The organism is Streptomyces altiplanensis (assembly GCF_053591575.1).
This window is the reverse complement of the sequence record NZ_JBSFUB010000057.1, coordinates 31,543-45,992: the sequence shown is the minus strand read 5'-3', so window position 1 is coordinate 45,992 and position 14,450 is coordinate 31,543. Positions and strand designations below refer to the sequence as shown.

Annotated in this window: 14 protein-coding genes; 3 read left to right on the top strand and 11 right to left on the bottom strand. The window is 70.9% G+C overall.

Annotation, left to right across the window (positions count from 1 at the left end; all coding sequences use genetic code 11):
* Positions 1-116 precede the first annotated feature (116 nt).
* Positions 117-1,937: a gamma-glutamyltransferase gene (gene ggt, locus ACWD0Y_RS23340; RefSeq protein ID WP_450262255.1), complete on the bottom strand. Its 1,821-nt coding sequence runs from the start codon at positions 1,935-1,937 to the stop codon at positions 117-119.
* Positions 1,938-2,040: 103 nt separating this feature from the next.
* Between ggt and ACWD0Y_RS23335 the strand changes: the two genes are divergently transcribed.
* From ACWD0Y_RS23335 to ACWD0Y_RS23325, 3 genes are all read left to right on the top strand, one after another.
* Positions 2,041-2,808, top strand: coding sequence for a hypothetical protein (locus ACWD0Y_RS23335; RefSeq protein ID WP_450262254.1), 768 nt, complete (start codon positions 2,041-2,043; stop codon positions 2,806-2,808).
* Between the two features lie 130 nt (positions 2,809-2,938).
* Positions 2,939-4,126, top strand: a complete 1,188-nt coding sequence (locus ACWD0Y_RS23330) for an Ig-like domain-containing protein (RefSeq protein WP_450262257.1) — start codon at positions 2,939-2,941, stop codon at positions 4,124-4,126.
* 178 nt (positions 4,127-4,304) lie between these two features.
* Positions 4,305-5,912 carry a CocE/NonD family hydrolase gene (locus ACWD0Y_RS23325; RefSeq protein WP_450262253.1) on the top strand — a complete coding sequence of 536 codons (1,608 nt, stop codon included), beginning with the start codon at positions 4,305-4,307 and terminating at the stop codon, positions 5,910-5,912.
* A gap of 37 nt (positions 5,913-5,949) precedes the next feature.
* On the opposite strand, the gene ACWD0Y_RS23320 is transcribed toward ACWD0Y_RS23325, so the two are convergent.
* The 10 genes from ACWD0Y_RS23320 to ACWD0Y_RS23275 form a co-directional block, all read right to left on the bottom strand.
* Complete coding sequence (locus tag ACWD0Y_RS23320) at positions 5,950-6,810, bottom strand: amino acid ABC transporter permease (RefSeq protein WP_450262252.1); 861 nt, start codon at positions 6,808-6,810, stop codon at positions 5,950-5,952.
* Positions 6,807-7,451, bottom strand: a complete 645-nt coding sequence (locus ACWD0Y_RS23315) for an amino acid ABC transporter permease (RefSeq protein WP_450262251.1) — start codon at positions 7,449-7,451, stop codon at positions 6,807-6,809. The genes ACWD0Y_RS23320 and ACWD0Y_RS23315 overlap by 4 nt, the downstream gene beginning before the upstream one ends.
* Positions 7,452-7,465: 14 nt before the next feature.
* On the bottom strand, positions 7,466-8,398 hold the full coding sequence (locus ACWD0Y_RS23310) for a glutamate ABC transporter substrate-binding protein (RefSeq protein WP_450262250.1): 933 nt from the start codon (positions 8,396-8,398) through the stop codon (positions 7,466-7,468).
* Between the two features lie 19 nt (positions 8,399-8,417).
* Positions 8,418-9,161, bottom strand: coding sequence for an amino acid ABC transporter ATP-binding protein (locus tag ACWD0Y_RS23305; RefSeq protein ID WP_450262249.1), 744 nt, complete (start codon positions 9,159-9,161; stop codon positions 8,418-8,420).
* A gap of 117 nt (positions 9,162-9,278) precedes the next feature.
* Positions 9,279-9,725: a DUF6278 family protein gene (locus tag ACWD0Y_RS23300; protein ID WP_450262248.1), complete on the bottom strand. Its 447-nt coding sequence runs from the start codon at positions 9,723-9,725 to the stop codon at positions 9,279-9,281.
* A 61-nt stretch (positions 9,726-9,786) separates the two neighbouring features.
* Positions 9,787-10,566 (bottom strand): exodeoxyribonuclease III, encoded by a 780-nt coding sequence (locus tag ACWD0Y_RS23295; RefSeq protein WP_450262247.1) that lies wholly within the window; start codon positions 10,564-10,566, stop codon positions 9,787-9,789.
* Positions 10,567-10,596: 30 nt separating this feature from the next.
* Positions 10,597-11,229 carry an MBL fold metallo-hydrolase gene (locus ACWD0Y_RS23290; RefSeq protein ID WP_450262246.1) on the bottom strand — a complete coding sequence of 211 codons (633 nt, stop codon included), beginning with the start codon at positions 11,227-11,229 and terminating at the stop codon, positions 10,597-10,599.
* Positions 11,230-11,257: 28 nt separating this feature from the next.
* A complete protein-coding gene (gene pcaDC, locus ACWD0Y_RS23285; RefSeq protein WP_450262245.1) occupies positions 11,258-12,577 on the bottom strand; it encodes a bifunctional 3-oxoadipate enol-lactonase/4-carboxymuconolactone decarboxylase PcaDC in 1,320 nt (439 codons plus the stop codon).
* A gap of 44 nt (positions 12,578-12,621) precedes the next feature.
* Positions 12,622-13,203, bottom strand: coding sequence for a hypothetical protein (locus ACWD0Y_RS23280; protein WP_450262244.1), 582 nt, complete (start codon positions 13,201-13,203; stop codon positions 12,622-12,624).
* On the bottom strand, positions 13,203-14,351 hold the full coding sequence (locus ACWD0Y_RS23275) for an ROK family glucokinase (RefSeq protein ID WP_450262243.1): 1,149 nt from the start codon (positions 14,349-14,351) through the stop codon (positions 13,203-13,205). The genes ACWD0Y_RS23280 and ACWD0Y_RS23275 overlap by 1 nt, the downstream gene beginning before the upstream one ends.
* Positions 14,352-14,450 lie beyond the last annotated feature (99 nt).

Sequence of the window (14,450 nt, the reverse complement as noted above, 5' to 3'; positions counted from 1 at the left end):
AGACGGTGACCGTGCCGGAGCAGCTGCCGAACGTGCTGGACCGGGCGATCCGCACGGCGTACGCCCGGCGCCGTCCGGGGTCCGGGGGCGGAGCCCCGCAGCGGCTCACGCCGGCGCTACGGCCTGCCGCTCGGCGCCACCACCATCGCCGAGCCGCCGCCCCGCCGCACCTTCTCCGCCGCCGCGAGCCACCGTCCGTCCGGCAGCCGCTGGACGCCCGTCGCCGCGCCGATCTCCGGGTTCCTCTTGAAGGCGTGGCCGATGGATTCGAGTTCGGCCCGCAACGGGCTGTTCCACAAACCGGGTTCGATCTCCGTCGTCGCGGCGTTGCGCTGGCTCGCGCGCGGCGCCGCGATCGCCTCGACCAGCGGCAGTCCGCGGTCCAGGTGGCCGGTCAGGGTCTGGAGCACCGTCGCGATGATGGTCGCGCCGCCCGGGGAGCCCAGCGCGAGCAGCGGGCGGCCGTCCTCCAGCACGATCGTCGGGGCCATCGACGAGCGCGGGCGCTTCCCGGGGCCCGGCAGGTTCGGGTCGTGGACCGCCGGGTTGGCGGGCGCGAAGGAGAAGTCCGTCAGCTCGTTGTTGAGGATGAAGCCCCGGCCGGGGACGGTGATGCCGCTGCCGCCCGTCGACTCGATGGTGAGGGTGTACGCGACGACGTTGCCCCACTTGTCGGCCGCCGTCAGGTGCGTCGTGTTCTCGCCCTCGTACGTCGTCGGGGCCGCCGTCCCCGCCGCACCGCACCCCTTGGGCCTGCGCGGATCGCCCGGCGCGAGCGGGCTCTTCAGCACCGCGTCGTCCCTGATGAGGCACTCCCGCGAGTCGGCGAACCGCTGGGACAGCAGGCCCTTCACGGGGACGTCCTCGAAGGCCGGGTCGCCGACCCACCGCCCCCGGTCCGCGAACGCGATCCGGCTCGCCTCGATGAAGCGGTGCAGGTACTGCGCCTGCGTGGTGGCCCCGGGCCTCAGGTCGGTGCGCTCGAGGATGTTGAGGGCCTCGCCGACGCTCGTACCGCCCGACGAGGACGGCGCCATGCCGTACACGTCGAGCCCGCGGTAGGAGATCTTCGTCGGCTTCTGGCCGAGCGTGCCGTACGTGCGCAGGTCCTTCGCCGTCAGGTCGCCCGCCCGCACCACCCTGGTCGCCTCCGGGTCGACCGGGGGCTTGCGGACCGTACGCACGATGTCGCGGGCGATGTCGCCGCGGTACAGCTCGCCGACACCGCCGCGGGCCAGCTTCTCGTACGTGCGCGCGAGGTCGGGGTTCTTGAAGCGGGACCCCACCACCGGCAGCTTCCCGCCCGGCAGGAACAGCTCCGCCGTGTCCGGGAAGTCCCTGAACCGCGCCTCGTTCGCCTCGGTCTGGGAGCGGAAGGTGGCGTCGACGGTGAAGCCGTCGCGCGCGAGCTTCTCGGCGGGGGCGAGCAGCGTGCGCAGCGGCTTGCTGCCCCACTGGTCGAGCACCGTGTCCCAGGTGGCCGGGGTGCCGGGCGTGCCGACGCTGCGCCCGCTCGTCATCACCTGGTCGAACGGGATGGGCTTGCCGTTCTCCAGGAAGAGGGACTCGTCGGCGCTCAGCGGCGCGGTCTCGCGCCCGTCGACCGTGCGTACGGTGCGGGACTTGGCGTCGTAGTAGACGAAGTAGCCACCGCCGCCGATGCCCGCCGAGTACGGCTCGGTGACGCCGAGCGCCGCCGCCGTGGCGACCGCCGCGTCCACCGCGTTGCCGCCCCGCTTCAGGACCTCGATCCCGGCGGCGGAGGCGTCCGCGTCGACACTGGCGACCGCTCCCCCGTGCCCGACGGCGACCGGCGTCTTGGCGGGGGCCGGCGGTGATGCCGTGGGGGCGGCGGCGGGCGGCGCGGTCGCGCCCGCCGACACCACCGCCGCGGCGACGGCCCAGAACGACAGCACTCGTACCGTGGAACGGCGCATGCGTACCTCCAGTCAACACGTGTCCGCGCAGCGTAACTTCACCGTGCCCGCCCCGTCAGGACCCCTCGAACACCGGTGCGTCGGGCCGCTAGCATGCCGCCCCATGACCGACGACGTACGCAACATCGTGCTGGGCGTGATCGCGGCCGGGATCAGCGCTTCGATCGGCTGGCTCACCCGTACGTATCTGTGGCGGCGCAAGCTGCGTCGCCGGCAGGCGTTCCTCGGACTGCCGGGGAACTCCGAGTCGCTGCTCGTGGTGAACCGTGAGGCGGGCGGCGACGGCGCGGTGCACCGGTACGACGTCTTCGCGCTCCTGGAGCTCGCCGCCCTGATCAAGGGCTGCGGGGCGCACGCGCAGATCCTCTCCCACGACGTCGCGCGACAGGGCTTCGGCGAGCACACGGAATTCTGTCTCGGCGGCCCCGGATCGAACCGCCGCATGGCCGCCCACCTGCGTTCCATGCTCCCGGGTGTCCGGGTCAACACCGACGCCGAGCCGGGACCGGAGCGGGGCGCCTTCCGGATCGGCGGCGAGCACTACCCCATGGACCCCGGGACGACCGAGTACGTCCTGCTGGCGCGCCTGACCGGCGGCCAGGAGGCGAGGCCGGTGTTCCTCTTCTGCGGGCAGCGCGCGATCACCAACCAGGCCGCGACCCGCTACCTCGCCCGCAACCACGAGAAGCTGGCCCGCGCCCACGGCAACAGCTCCTTCTGCCTGCTGCTGAAGGTGATCAATTCCCAGGCGTACGGACCGGATGTGGTGGAAGTCATCGCCGATGTGACCCGCGCCGCCCGGACCCCGCTCCCGGACCAGGACCCGTCCCCGGCCCCGGTTCCACGCGCTTCTCGCGGGGCCGCCGGATAGCCGTCGCTCCTTCTGCGGCATTTGTCACAGACGAATTGGGCTAAATTTCCGCCATTCGTACGTCCACTCCCTGTTCAATCGGCTGTTCGGGACGACAGACATCGCACCGGAAGGTTTTCCGTTGAGCAGCTTGAGCCGCACGCACCCCCACGCCCGCACCCCCCACCGCAAGCGCGATCTGCTGGTCGGTACGGCGGTGCTCACCGTCGCGCTCACCGCCTGCTCCGGCGGCGGGGCCGCTCAGGCAGACGTGGCCGACCGGCCGGAAAGGCCCGCCGACGTCTCGGTGAACCTCCGGGGCGAGCACGCCGGGGCGGGCGAGCCGGTGCGGGTGAAGGTCGCCGGCGACAGGCTGAAGGACGTCACGGTGAGTGACTCCAAGGGCGGAAAGCTCGACGGAGAGGTGTCCTCGGACGGGAGGTCCTGGACGTCCGGCCACAAGACCGCCCCCGGCACCGGCTACACCGTCGAGGCCGAGACGGAGAGCGGCGGCAGCGCGAAGTCCGGTTTCGCCACGGTCCCCTCCGGCAAGGCCAACACGCTCAACCTGGCCCCCGGCCACGACACCACGGTCGGCATCGCCCAGCCGCTGTCGGTCGTCTTCGACCACCCGGTCAAGAACAAGGCCGCCGTCGAGAAGCACCTCGAGGTCAGCACCTCGAACAACACCGAGGGCTCCTGGGGCTGGATGCGGGACTACTCCGGCAAGGACCGCGTCGACTGGCGCCCGAAGGACTACTGGAAGCCGGGCACGAAGGTCTCCCTGAAGGCGGACCTGGGCGGTGTCGACTCGGGGGCCGGCCGCTGGTTCGTACGCGACTACGCCACGGACTTCACCGTCGGCAGGGACCAGGTCGTCAAGGTGGACCTCGACAACCACCGCCTCCGGCTGATGCGCGACGGGCAGCTGGTCAAGGACGTGCCGATGTCGGCCGGCACCCCCGGCGGCGACAAGGCGTCCTGGCGCGGGACCGCCGTGCTGATGGCCAAGGAGGGCACGATCAACATGCGCTCCGAGACCGTGGGCCTGGGCGACGCCTACGACAAGATGGTCGACTCCTCGATGCGCCTCACCTGGTCCGGGATGTACGCGCACGCCGCGCCCTGGAACACCGCCCACTTCGGCAAGGCCAACAAGAGCTCGGGCTGCATCGGGATGAGCGACGACGACGCGTCGTGGGTCTACGACCAGGTCCAGGTCGGCGACCCGTTCGAGATGACGGGCAACGACGCCAAGGGCACGGTCGCGCTCAACAACGGCTACGGCGAGTGGAACACCTCCTGGGCGGACTGGCAGAACCTGAGCGCCCTGCGCTGACGCACCGGACGGCCGCTCCGGACCACCGCTCCGGGCGGCCGCCGTCCGCGCCGCGGACGCTGCTGACACCCCGTACAACAATCGTTACCGCCACGTGACGCACCGAGTGGTTACCAGCGGTAAGCACCGGACGTTACCGTCGGGTCACTTTTCCACTGACACACGTGAGGAGTGACCCGTGAGACACCCCCACACGTCTCTGCGCGCCACTACGGCCGGTGCCGCCACCGCCGCCGTACTGCTCGCCGGGACCGCCACCGGCCTGACGCCCGCCGCCCCGGCCGCTGCCGCCCCCGCGCAGCCCGCGGCGGCGTCCTCAGCTCTCCCGGGCGTACGGTTCGTCGACATCCCCGGCGACGGCGGCACCGTGCTCAAGGCCAACGTCTTCACCCCGGCCGGCGCCGACGGCAGCCGCACCTACCCCGTGATCGTGCTGCCGACCAGCTGGGCCATGCCGCAGATCGAGTACGCCGCCCAGGCGAAAAAGCTCGCCGACTCCGGCTATGTGGTCGTCAGCTACAACTCGCGCGGCTTCTGGCAGTCCGGCGGCACCATCGAGGTCGCGGGACCGCCGGACGTCGCCGACGCCTCCAAGGTGATCGACTGGGCGCTCGCCCACACCCCGGCCGACCCCGGGAAGGTCGGCATGGCGGGTGTCTCGTACGGCGCCGGGATCAGCCTCCTCGCCGCCGGACACGACAAGCGGATCAAGGCGGTCGTCGCGCTGAGCGGCTGGGCCGACCTCATCGACTCGATCTACTCCGGCCGTACGCAGCACCTCCAGGCCGCCGCGCTGCTCACCGGCGCCGGCTACCTCACCGGCCGCCCGAGCCCCGAACTCCAGCAGACGATGGAGGACTTCCTCGGCTCCAACCTGGCCAAGGAGCAGGACATGATCGAGTGGGGGAAGAAGCGCTCCCCCGCCACCTACCTCGATCAGATCAACAGGAACGGCCCGGCGGTCATGCTGGGCAACGCCTGGGGCGACACCGTCTTCCCGCCCAACCAGTACGCCGGGTTCTACGAGAAGCTCACCGGCCCCAAGCGCCTGGAACTGCGCCCCGGCGACCACGCCACCGCCGAGGCCACCGGCCTGCTCGGGCTCCCGAACGACGTCTGGACCAATGCCCAGCGCTGGTTCGACCACCACCTGAACGGCGCGGCCAACGGCATCGACCGCGAACAGCCGGTCCAGCTGAAACCCCGCTCCACCGGCGCGTACGAGGGCTACCCCGACTGGAAGTCGGTCGGCGCCGACCAGCGGAAGATCGCCATGGGGGGCAGCAGGACCATCCGCGCGAACGTCGACTCCGGCGCCAACGGCGGGATCGTTCTGCTGTCCAACGCCCTCGACCAGTTCCTGAAGCTGCCGCCGGTCGCGTCCATACCCCTGCTGCCGCGTACGTACGCCTCGGTCTGGGAGTCGGAGCGGTACGCCGACGCCCAGCGCGTCCGCGGCACCGCCAAGGTCCACACGACGCTCTCCAGCACCAAGGAGAGCGGCACCCTCGTCGCCTACCTCTACGACGTGGGCCCGCTCGGCCTCGGCAAGCTGGTCAGCAACGCGCCGTACACCTTCCACGGCCAAACGCCCGGCAAGCCGTTCACCGTCGACCTGGAGCTGTTCTCCACCGCCTACGACGTCCCGGCGGGCCACCGGCTGGCCCTGGTGATCGACACCGTCGACCCGCTCTACATCGAGCACAACCCGTCCGGCTCGCAGCTGACCTTCTCGTCGCCCGAGTCCGACCCGTCGTACGTGTCGGTCCCGCTGCGCGACAAGTGATCTCCGGCTGCTGCCGGGCGGGCGTGTGCCCCTTGAACTAACGAACGCCCGGCAGCAGCGCCCCCGGCTCGGCCGGGCCGACGTCCACCGCTTCGGTCTTGGGACTGCGCTTCTCCCGCTTGGCCACCCACTGGGCGAACCAGGAGAGCAGCATGCACATCCCGATGTAGATCGGCGAGATCACCATCACCACGGGGATGAACGGCAAATCGTAGTCGAGATTCGATGCGATGAGTTTGCCGGCGTGGAGGAACTCCTCATAGGTGATCAGGAAGCCGAGCGAGGTGTCCTTGAGAGCGACCACCAGCTGGCTGATGATGGTCGGCATCATCGCCCGGACCCCCTGCGGCACCAGGACGTACGTCATGACCTGCGTCTTGCGCATGCCGAGTGAGTACGCCGCCTCCCGTTGCCCCCTTTCCACGGAGTTGACCCCCGTACGGAACACCTCGGCGAGCACCGAGCCGTTGTACAACGTCAGTCCGGCCACCAGAGCGGGCAGCGGCTGGACCTTCAGCGCCACGAAGATGAAGAAGATCATCACCAGTACGGGCATGGCGCGGAAGAACTCGACCAGCAGCGTCGCCAGCCAGCGCAGCGGACGGTGCTCGGAGAGCCTGCCGGTCGCGAGGAGCGCGCCGAGTGCGAGCGAGAGCACCGCGGCGTACGCGAAGGCCCTGAGGGTGTTGCCGAGTCCGCGCAGCAGCAGTTCCTGGATCCCCTCGTACGCGAAGGGGTTCCACTTGGCGGCGGTGAACTGGTCGGTGTCGAACAGCAGGTACACCACCCAGCCGGCCAGCGCGGCGATGAACAGGGCCGACACCACGCCGTACAGGAAGTGCCGCTTGCGGGTGGCGGGACCGGGGACGTCGTAGAGGGCGGTGGAGGCGGCGGTCATCGGGCGACTCCCCAGTACTTCTCCAGCGCGTTGAAGAGCGCGCTGATGGTCAGGGTGATGATCAGGTAGCCGACGGCGATCCAGATGAACGTCCAGATGATGCTGTAACCCAGCTCGTTGAGGGTCTTGTACGTGCCGAGCAGTTCGGTGACGCTGAACGCGCCGGCGATCGCCGAGTTCTTCGCGAGCGCGATGAGGGTGGAGCCGATCGGCGGGATGACGGTGCGGAAGGCCTGCGGCAGCACGACGGCGCCGAGGGTCTGGCTGAACGTCATGCCGAGGCTGCGGGCCGCCTCGCCCTGCCCCAGCGGCACGGTGTTGATGCCGGAGCGCAGTGCCTCGCAGATGAACGCCGAGGTGTAGCAGCCGAGCGCGATCACCGCGAAGAGCTGGAACGGCAGGACGAGCCCGAAGCGCGGCAGGCCGAGCAGGACCGCGAAGAACAGCAGGGTCAGCGGGGTGTTGCGCAGCACCGTGACCCAGACGGTGCCCAGCGCCCGCAGCGAGCCGACGGGCGCGACGCGGAAGGAGGCCATGACGAAGCCGAGGGCGAGGGCGAGGAGGGAGGAGTAGACGGTGAGTTCGACGGTGCCGAGGAAGCCCTTGCCGTAGAGGGAGAAGTTGTCGGTGAGTACGTCCATGGCTTACGGCTCCCTCAGCTCGCCGGGTAGCGGTCGATGGGCGGGGCCGGGGTGGCCTTTCTTCCGGAGAGGCCGAGGGTCGCGTCATACGCCTTCTGCCAGTCGCCGTTCTTCTCGTGCGCGGCGAGGGCGTCGTTGATGGCGAAGCGCAGGGCGTTGTCGCCGCGCGGGACGCCGATGCCGTAGGGCTCTTCCGAGAAGGGCCTGCCGGCGACCTTGAGCTCGTCGGGGGCCTTGGCGGCGTATCCCATCAGGATCGTGTCGTCGGTGGTGACGGCTTCGACCTGGAAGGTCAGCAGGTTGTCGACGCAGACGGAGTAGGTGTCGTACGCGACGAGAACGGCCTTCGGGTAGTCCGCCTCGATCCGCTGGAACGGGGTGGATCCCGCGGCGGAGCACACGCGCTTGCCGTCGAGGTCCCGCGGCCCGTCGATACCGTCCTCGTCGGCGCGCACCAGCAGGGACTGGCCCGCCATGTAGTACGGGCCGGCGAAGCCGACGAGCTTCTTGCGGTTGTCGTTGATGGTGTAGGTGCCGACGTAGTAGTCGATCTGGCCGTTCTGCAGGGCGGTTTCACGGTTGGCCGACGCGATCGTCCGGAACCGGATGGTCTTCGGGTCGAAGCCCAGCGACGCGGAGACCATCTTGGCGATCTCGATGTCGAAGCCCGAGTAGACGCCGGTGGCCGGGTCCTTCTCGCCCATGTACGGCTGGTCCTCCTTGGCGCCGACGACGAGGGCGCCGCGCCGCTTCGCCTTCTGCCAGGTGCTGGAGCCGGGCAGCCGGAAGTCCTCCGCCACCCGGTACGCGGGCAGTTCGTCGGGTTGCGGACCCTTCACCGGCGGGCTGCCCTCTTTGCCGCAGGCCACGGCGAGGAGGAGGAGCACGAGTGCGGCGAGCGTGCGGATGGTGCGGGGGCTGCGGGTGGTGCGGGGATTGCGCTGCATCTGTCCGTACACCGCCCCGTCAGTGCTTGAGGATCTTGGAGAGGAAGTCCTTGGCGCGGTCGCTCTCCGGAGCGGTGAAGAACTCCTCGGGCGTGCGGTCCTCGATGACGCAGCCGTCGGACATGAAGACGACCCGGTTGGCCGCGGAGCGGGCGAAGCCCATCTCGTGGGTGACGACGACCATCGTCATGCCCTCGCGGGCGAGCTGCTGCATGACTTCGAGGACCTCGTTGATCATCTCCGGGTCGAGCGCGGAGGTCGGCTCGTCGAAGAGGAGGGCCTTGGGGTCCATCGCGAGGGCGCGGGCGATGGCCACGCGCTGCTGCTGGCCGCCGGAGAGCTGGGCGGGGTACTTGTCGGCCTGACTGGCCAGGCCGACGCGGTCCAGGAGTTCGCGGGAGCGCCTGTCGGCGTCCTCCTTCCTGCGCCCCCGGACCTTGATCTGGGCGAGGGAGACGTTCGCCAGCACGGTCTTGTGGGCGAAGAGGTTGAAGGACTGGAAGACCATCCCCACCTCGGCGCGCAGCCTGGCGAGCCCGCGGCCCTCCTCGGGGAGCGGCTGTCCGTCGATGAGGATTGTGCCCGACCCGACGGTCTCCAGCCGGTTCATCACACGGCAGAGCGTCGACTTGCCGGAGCCGGACGGGCCGATGACCACCACCACCTCCCCGCGGCCGACGGTGAGACTGATGTCCCGCAGGACGTGCAACGTTCCGTAGTGCTTGTTGACGTCACGCAGCTCGATCAACGGATCGACGGCCATACGTGCCCTACCCACTCTCAGCTGTGTCGAGGTCAGCGCAAACTATCCATCCCAATAAGGGACTTCACACTCGACACGCCCAAATGGGACGTAAGGGGCACTAAAGAGTCGGGGCGGTCAGAACTCGGCGGCCTCCGCGTAGACCTGGGAGAGCTCGGGCGCGCCGCCCACCGCCCAGTCCAGACCGGCCTCCACCACATTGATCTCGCGGCCGGAGGCCAGCCGCACCACCGGCTGACCGCTCGGCCACAGGTGCCAGGCGGCGCCGGGGACCGTACGCACGATCACGGACCCGAGGTAGAGGCCCGCGTCGTTGCCCAGCCAGGGCAGCTCCTCCAGGTCGTCCCGCCAGAGCGGCGTCAGCTGGTCGAGAGCCTCCAACGAGGCCGGGGAGTCGTCGAGTTCGAGGCCGGCATCCCCTGCCCGGACACGCAACAGCTCGCACTCGGCGAGCAGTTCCGCCAGGCCTTCCAGGTCGCTGTCCGCGCCGGGGGCGAATACCGCCGCGCCTCGCGCCGCACCTCGGTGCTTGAGCCAGTTGTCCAGGAAAGGGATGCTCTTCATACCGCCCAGCCTCGCATTCGTCCCGGCATGTTCACCACAGGCGCGCCAAGATCCGTATCCGTCAGACGTCGAGGTCGACGACGACCGGGGCGTGGTCGGACGCTCCCTTGCCCTTGCGCTCCTCGCGGTCCACGTAGCTGTCCTTGACCGCGGCGGCGAACGGGGCGTTGCCGTAGACCAGGTCGATGCGCATGCCCTTGTTCTTCGGGAAGCCCAGCTGACGGTAGTCCCAGTAGGTGTAAGGACGGTCGTACTTGAGCGGGCGCGGCACCACGTCCTGGAGCCCTGTGTCGCGCAGCGCGGCGAGCGCCGCCCGCTCGGCCGGGGTGACATGGGTGGATTCCGCGAAGAGCGCGGGGTCCCAGACGTCTTCGTCGGCCGGGGCGATGTTGTAGTCGCCGAGGACGGCGAACGGCCGCTCCCCGGCGGCGTCCTCGGCCACCGCCTTGTTGAGCGCCTCCAGCCAGCGCAGCTTGTACGCGTAGTGGTCGTGGCCGACCTCGCGGCCGTTCGGCACGTACACCGACCAGACGCGGACCGGGCCGCAGGTCGCGGAGACCGCCCGGGGCTCCTGGACGCCCTCGTACTCGGGCCCGCCGGGCAGGCCCGTGACGACGTCCTCCAGGCCGGCCCTGGAGATCACGGCCACGCCGTTCCACCGGCCCGTGGCGTTGACCGCGGACTCGTAGCCGAGCTCGCGCAGCTCGGCGGCCGGGAAGCCCTCGGCGGTGGTCTTGGTCTCCTGGATGCACAGCACGTCGGTGCCGGTGCTCTCCAGCCAGGCCAGCAGCCGGGGCAGCCGGGCGGTGATCGAGTTGACGTTCCAGGTCGCGATACGCATGTACGACAGCCTATCCGCGGGGTCCGACACTCACAGTTCGGTCGAGTCCCCCGGTGTCAGCCGGCTGTGGCCGGCGCCGCCCAGGCCGCCGATCTGACGGTCGTAGACCGGCCGGGCGAGGTCGGTGAGCAGCGCGTCGTGGATGTCGATGGCGCGCCGGGGCTTCACCTCGCGCACGTAGTCGATCACCTCGGAGATCTTCGACCACGGGGCCATCACCGGGAGCATCAGCGTCTCGACGGGGTGCTCGGGGACGGTGAGCGCGTCACCGGGATGGAACACCGAACCGTCCACCAGGTAGCCGACATTGGTGATCCGCGGGATGTCCGGGTGGATGACGGCGTGCAGCTCGCCGTGGACCTGGACGTCGAAGCCGGCGGCGGAGAAGGTGTCGCCGTGGCCGACGGTGTGCACGCGGCCGGGGAAGGCCGCCGAGAGCCGGTCCGCGACGCTGCGCAGGGTCCAGAGCCCGGCGGCCGGGTTCGCCTCCAGGCCGGCCCGCAGCCGGTGCTCGTCGAAGTGGTCGGGGTGCTCGTGCGTCACCAGGATGGCGTCGGCGCCGACTGCGGCGTCCTCCTCGCTGAAGCCGCCCGGGTCGATGACGAGCGTCCGCCCGTCCTTCTCCAAACGGATGCAGGCATGGGACTTCTTGGTCAGTTTCATACAGGGCATCCTCCTTCCGGACAGCGGGCTACGCCTGCGGTGTCGTCTCCTCCCGGATGACCGCCTGGGCCACCTTGAAGGCCGAGTTCGCCGCCGGGACACCGCAGTAGACGGCCGTCTGGATCAGGACTTCCTTGATCTCGGCGGGCGTCAGGCCGTTGCGCAGGGCGGCGCGGGTGTGGAAGGCCAGCTCGTCCAGGTGGCCGCCGGCGACCAGTGCGGTGAGGGTGACGCAGCTGCGCGTACGCCGGTCGAGGCCCTCCCTGGTCCACACCTCGCCCCAGGCGTAGCGGGTGATCAGCTCCTGGAACTCGTCGGTGAAGTCGTCGGCGGAGGCGAGGGCGCGGTCCACATGGGCGTCGCCCAGAACCTCCCTGCGGACCTTGAGCCCGGCTTCGTACGGGTCGGGGCGGCCGCCCCGCTCCGGTACGGCGGCGGGCTGCGCGACCGGGCCGATCTCGGCGACGGGCCCGACGGGCGCGGAGATCACCGGCATCACGGGCGGGGGCTGGATCGCCTGCATGCCCGTGGTCGAGGCGGGGGCCGCCTGCCAGGCGGTGGAGAAGTGGCGTACGAGCAGGTCCGTGACGGCGGCGGGCTGCTCGACGGGGGCCAGGTGGGACGCCCCGGGAACCAGCGCCAGCCGGGCGTCCGGGATGCCGGCGACCAGGGTGCGCGCTTCGGCGGGGCCGGTGACCTGGTCCTCGGAGCCGACCAGGACGAGGGTCGGGATGCCGATGCGGCCCAGTTCGGCGCGTACGTCGAAGGCGGCCAGCGCCTCACAGGCGGCGATGTAGCAGCCGGGGTCGGTGGTGCGGACCATCTGGACGGCCCACTCCACGATCGCCGGCTGCGCGGCCGCGAAGCCGTGCGTGAACCAGCGGGCGGGCGCGGTGGCCGCCATGGGCTCCAGGCCGTTCGTCCGTACGATCACACCGCGCTGGCGGAACTCGTCGGCGGTGCCGAACCTGGGCGACGCCGCGACGAGCCCCAGGGAGGCGACCCGGTCGGGGTGGCGCAGCGCCAGCTCCGCGCCGATCGCGCCGCCGATGGAGCAGCCCGCGTAACCGAAGTGCTGCACGCCGAGACTGTCGAGGGTCACCAGCAGGCGCTCCGCGAGCTCGGTGACGGAGCCGGCGGGGTGCGCGGGGGCGCCGCCGTGGCCCGGCAGGTCGAAGCGGAACACGCGCCAGTGGCGGGTCAGGTCCGGTATCTGCCGGTCCCACATGTGCCAGGTCGTGCCCAGCGAGGGGCCGAGGACCAGGACCGGGGCGTCCACCGGGCCGTCGAACCGGTACTGCAGGGGCTGCGGGGGCTGCGGGGGATTCTTATCGGTCTCTGCGCTCACTCGCTCCAGGTTAGCGATCCGGTGAGGGTGCTCTCCCCAGGGGGTCAGGGGGTGGCGGTGGAGACGACGCGGACGAAGGGGCGCGCGGGGTCGGTCTCGTCGACGGTGATGTCGACGGTGGGCTGCGGATCCTTCTGGTCGATCGTGGTGCCGGCCCAGGAGCGGCCGGAGCCGATGGTCCAGCCGACGACCCCGGCGTCACGCTCGCTGATCGTGATCCTGCCGTCCTCCAGGGCGGCCCGGTCGGTGCCCAGGCGGCCGAGGAACCAGTCGAGGCCCGACGGTATGGTGCTGAACTGGACGTACAGCCTGCTGCTCTTCCAGTTGTTCGTCTCGTAGTAGGCGACGTCCAGGGCCTTGCCGGGGATCGGTACGTCGTAGATGCGGCGCGTCATGCGCGACGGGAAGCCCTCGGTGAGACCGGTGGCCGAGGCCACCTTCGCCTTGTCGCGGCCGCTGTCGCGGCTCTGCTCGGCGGAGATCAGCAGATAGCCCGCGGGGATGCCGATGAGCAGCACGATGACGACCGCCGTCAGGCAGCGGCGGGCGATCATGTGGCGGCGGTTCTCGGGGGGCTTTCCGGCGTCGTCCGCGGACGGGGGCTGCTGGGTCACGGGCGGGGTCATTACGGGGTTCCCTGAGTGGTGGAGCGGATGGCCTGGGCGTAGCGCTCGTAGCGCTCGTAGCGCTCCAGGCGGCGGCGGTTGGCGCGGCGGAAGCGGCGCGCGACCAGGCGGGCGAGGTCGGCGGCGCCGACCATGCCGGCCTCGGGGCCGAGCTGGGCCTTGGCGATGCGGGCCTCGGGGCGGTAGCCGCGGCCGGTGAGGTGGCGCTTGAAGGCGTCGCGGGCCGGTCCGATGAGCAGGTCGTCGGCGGCGCTGACGCCGCCGCCGATGACGAAGCAGGAGGGGTCGAGCGCGGCGGCGAGGTTGGCGATGCCGACGCCGAGCCACTGCCCGATGTCCTGGAGCAGCTCGACGCACATCGCGTCGCCCTCCCGGGCGAGCTCGGTGATGAGCGGTCCGGTGATCTCGGGAATGTTGCCGCCGACGCGCTCGATGAGGCCGTACGCGACCGGGGAGTCGGCGGCGGCGAGCTCCCGGGCCTCGCGCACCAGGGCGTTGCCGGAGCTGTACTGCTCCCAGCAGCCGCGGTTGCCGCACGGGCAGCGGTGGCCGCCGGGCACGACCTGCATGTGGCCGAACTCGCCGGCGACACCGTACTTGCCGCGCTTGACCTGGCCGTCCTCGAGGATCGCCCCGCCGATGCCGGTGCCGAGCGTGATCATGACGAGGTGGTCCTCGCCGCGTCCGGCGCCGAAGCGCCACTCCGCCCAGGCCGCGGTGTTGGCGTCGTTGTCGACCAGGACGGGGACCGCGAGGCGGGCCGAGATCGCGTCGCGCAGGGGCTCGTTGCGCCAGGCCAGGTGGGGGGCGAAGAGCACCGTGGCGCGGTCGGCGTCGACCCAGCCGGCCGCGCCGATGCCCACCGCGTGGACGTCGTGGCGGTCGGAGAGGTCGAGGACCAGCTCGACGATGGTGTCCTCGACGACCTTGGGGCTCTTGGACTTGTCCGGTGTCTCGGTGCGGATCTTCTCGAGGATGACGCCGTCGGCGTCGACGACGCCGGCCATCACCTTCGTGCCGCCGATGTCGATCCCGACGGTGGGCACCCGGGGCGCGCTGAGGTGCGAGCGCCGCTCACGGGTCCCGACGGTCTTCAGGACGGTGGCGCGGGCGGAACCGCGGTGCGCGAAGTCTCGGTACGTGCTCATGTCCCCTGCGGGGTCTCGGGCCGGTGGCGGTCAGAGGCCGATTCTGCCATCCGGTGGGGCGGGGTGCGGGACGCTCGGGCCCGGGGCCCCGTCCCGGCC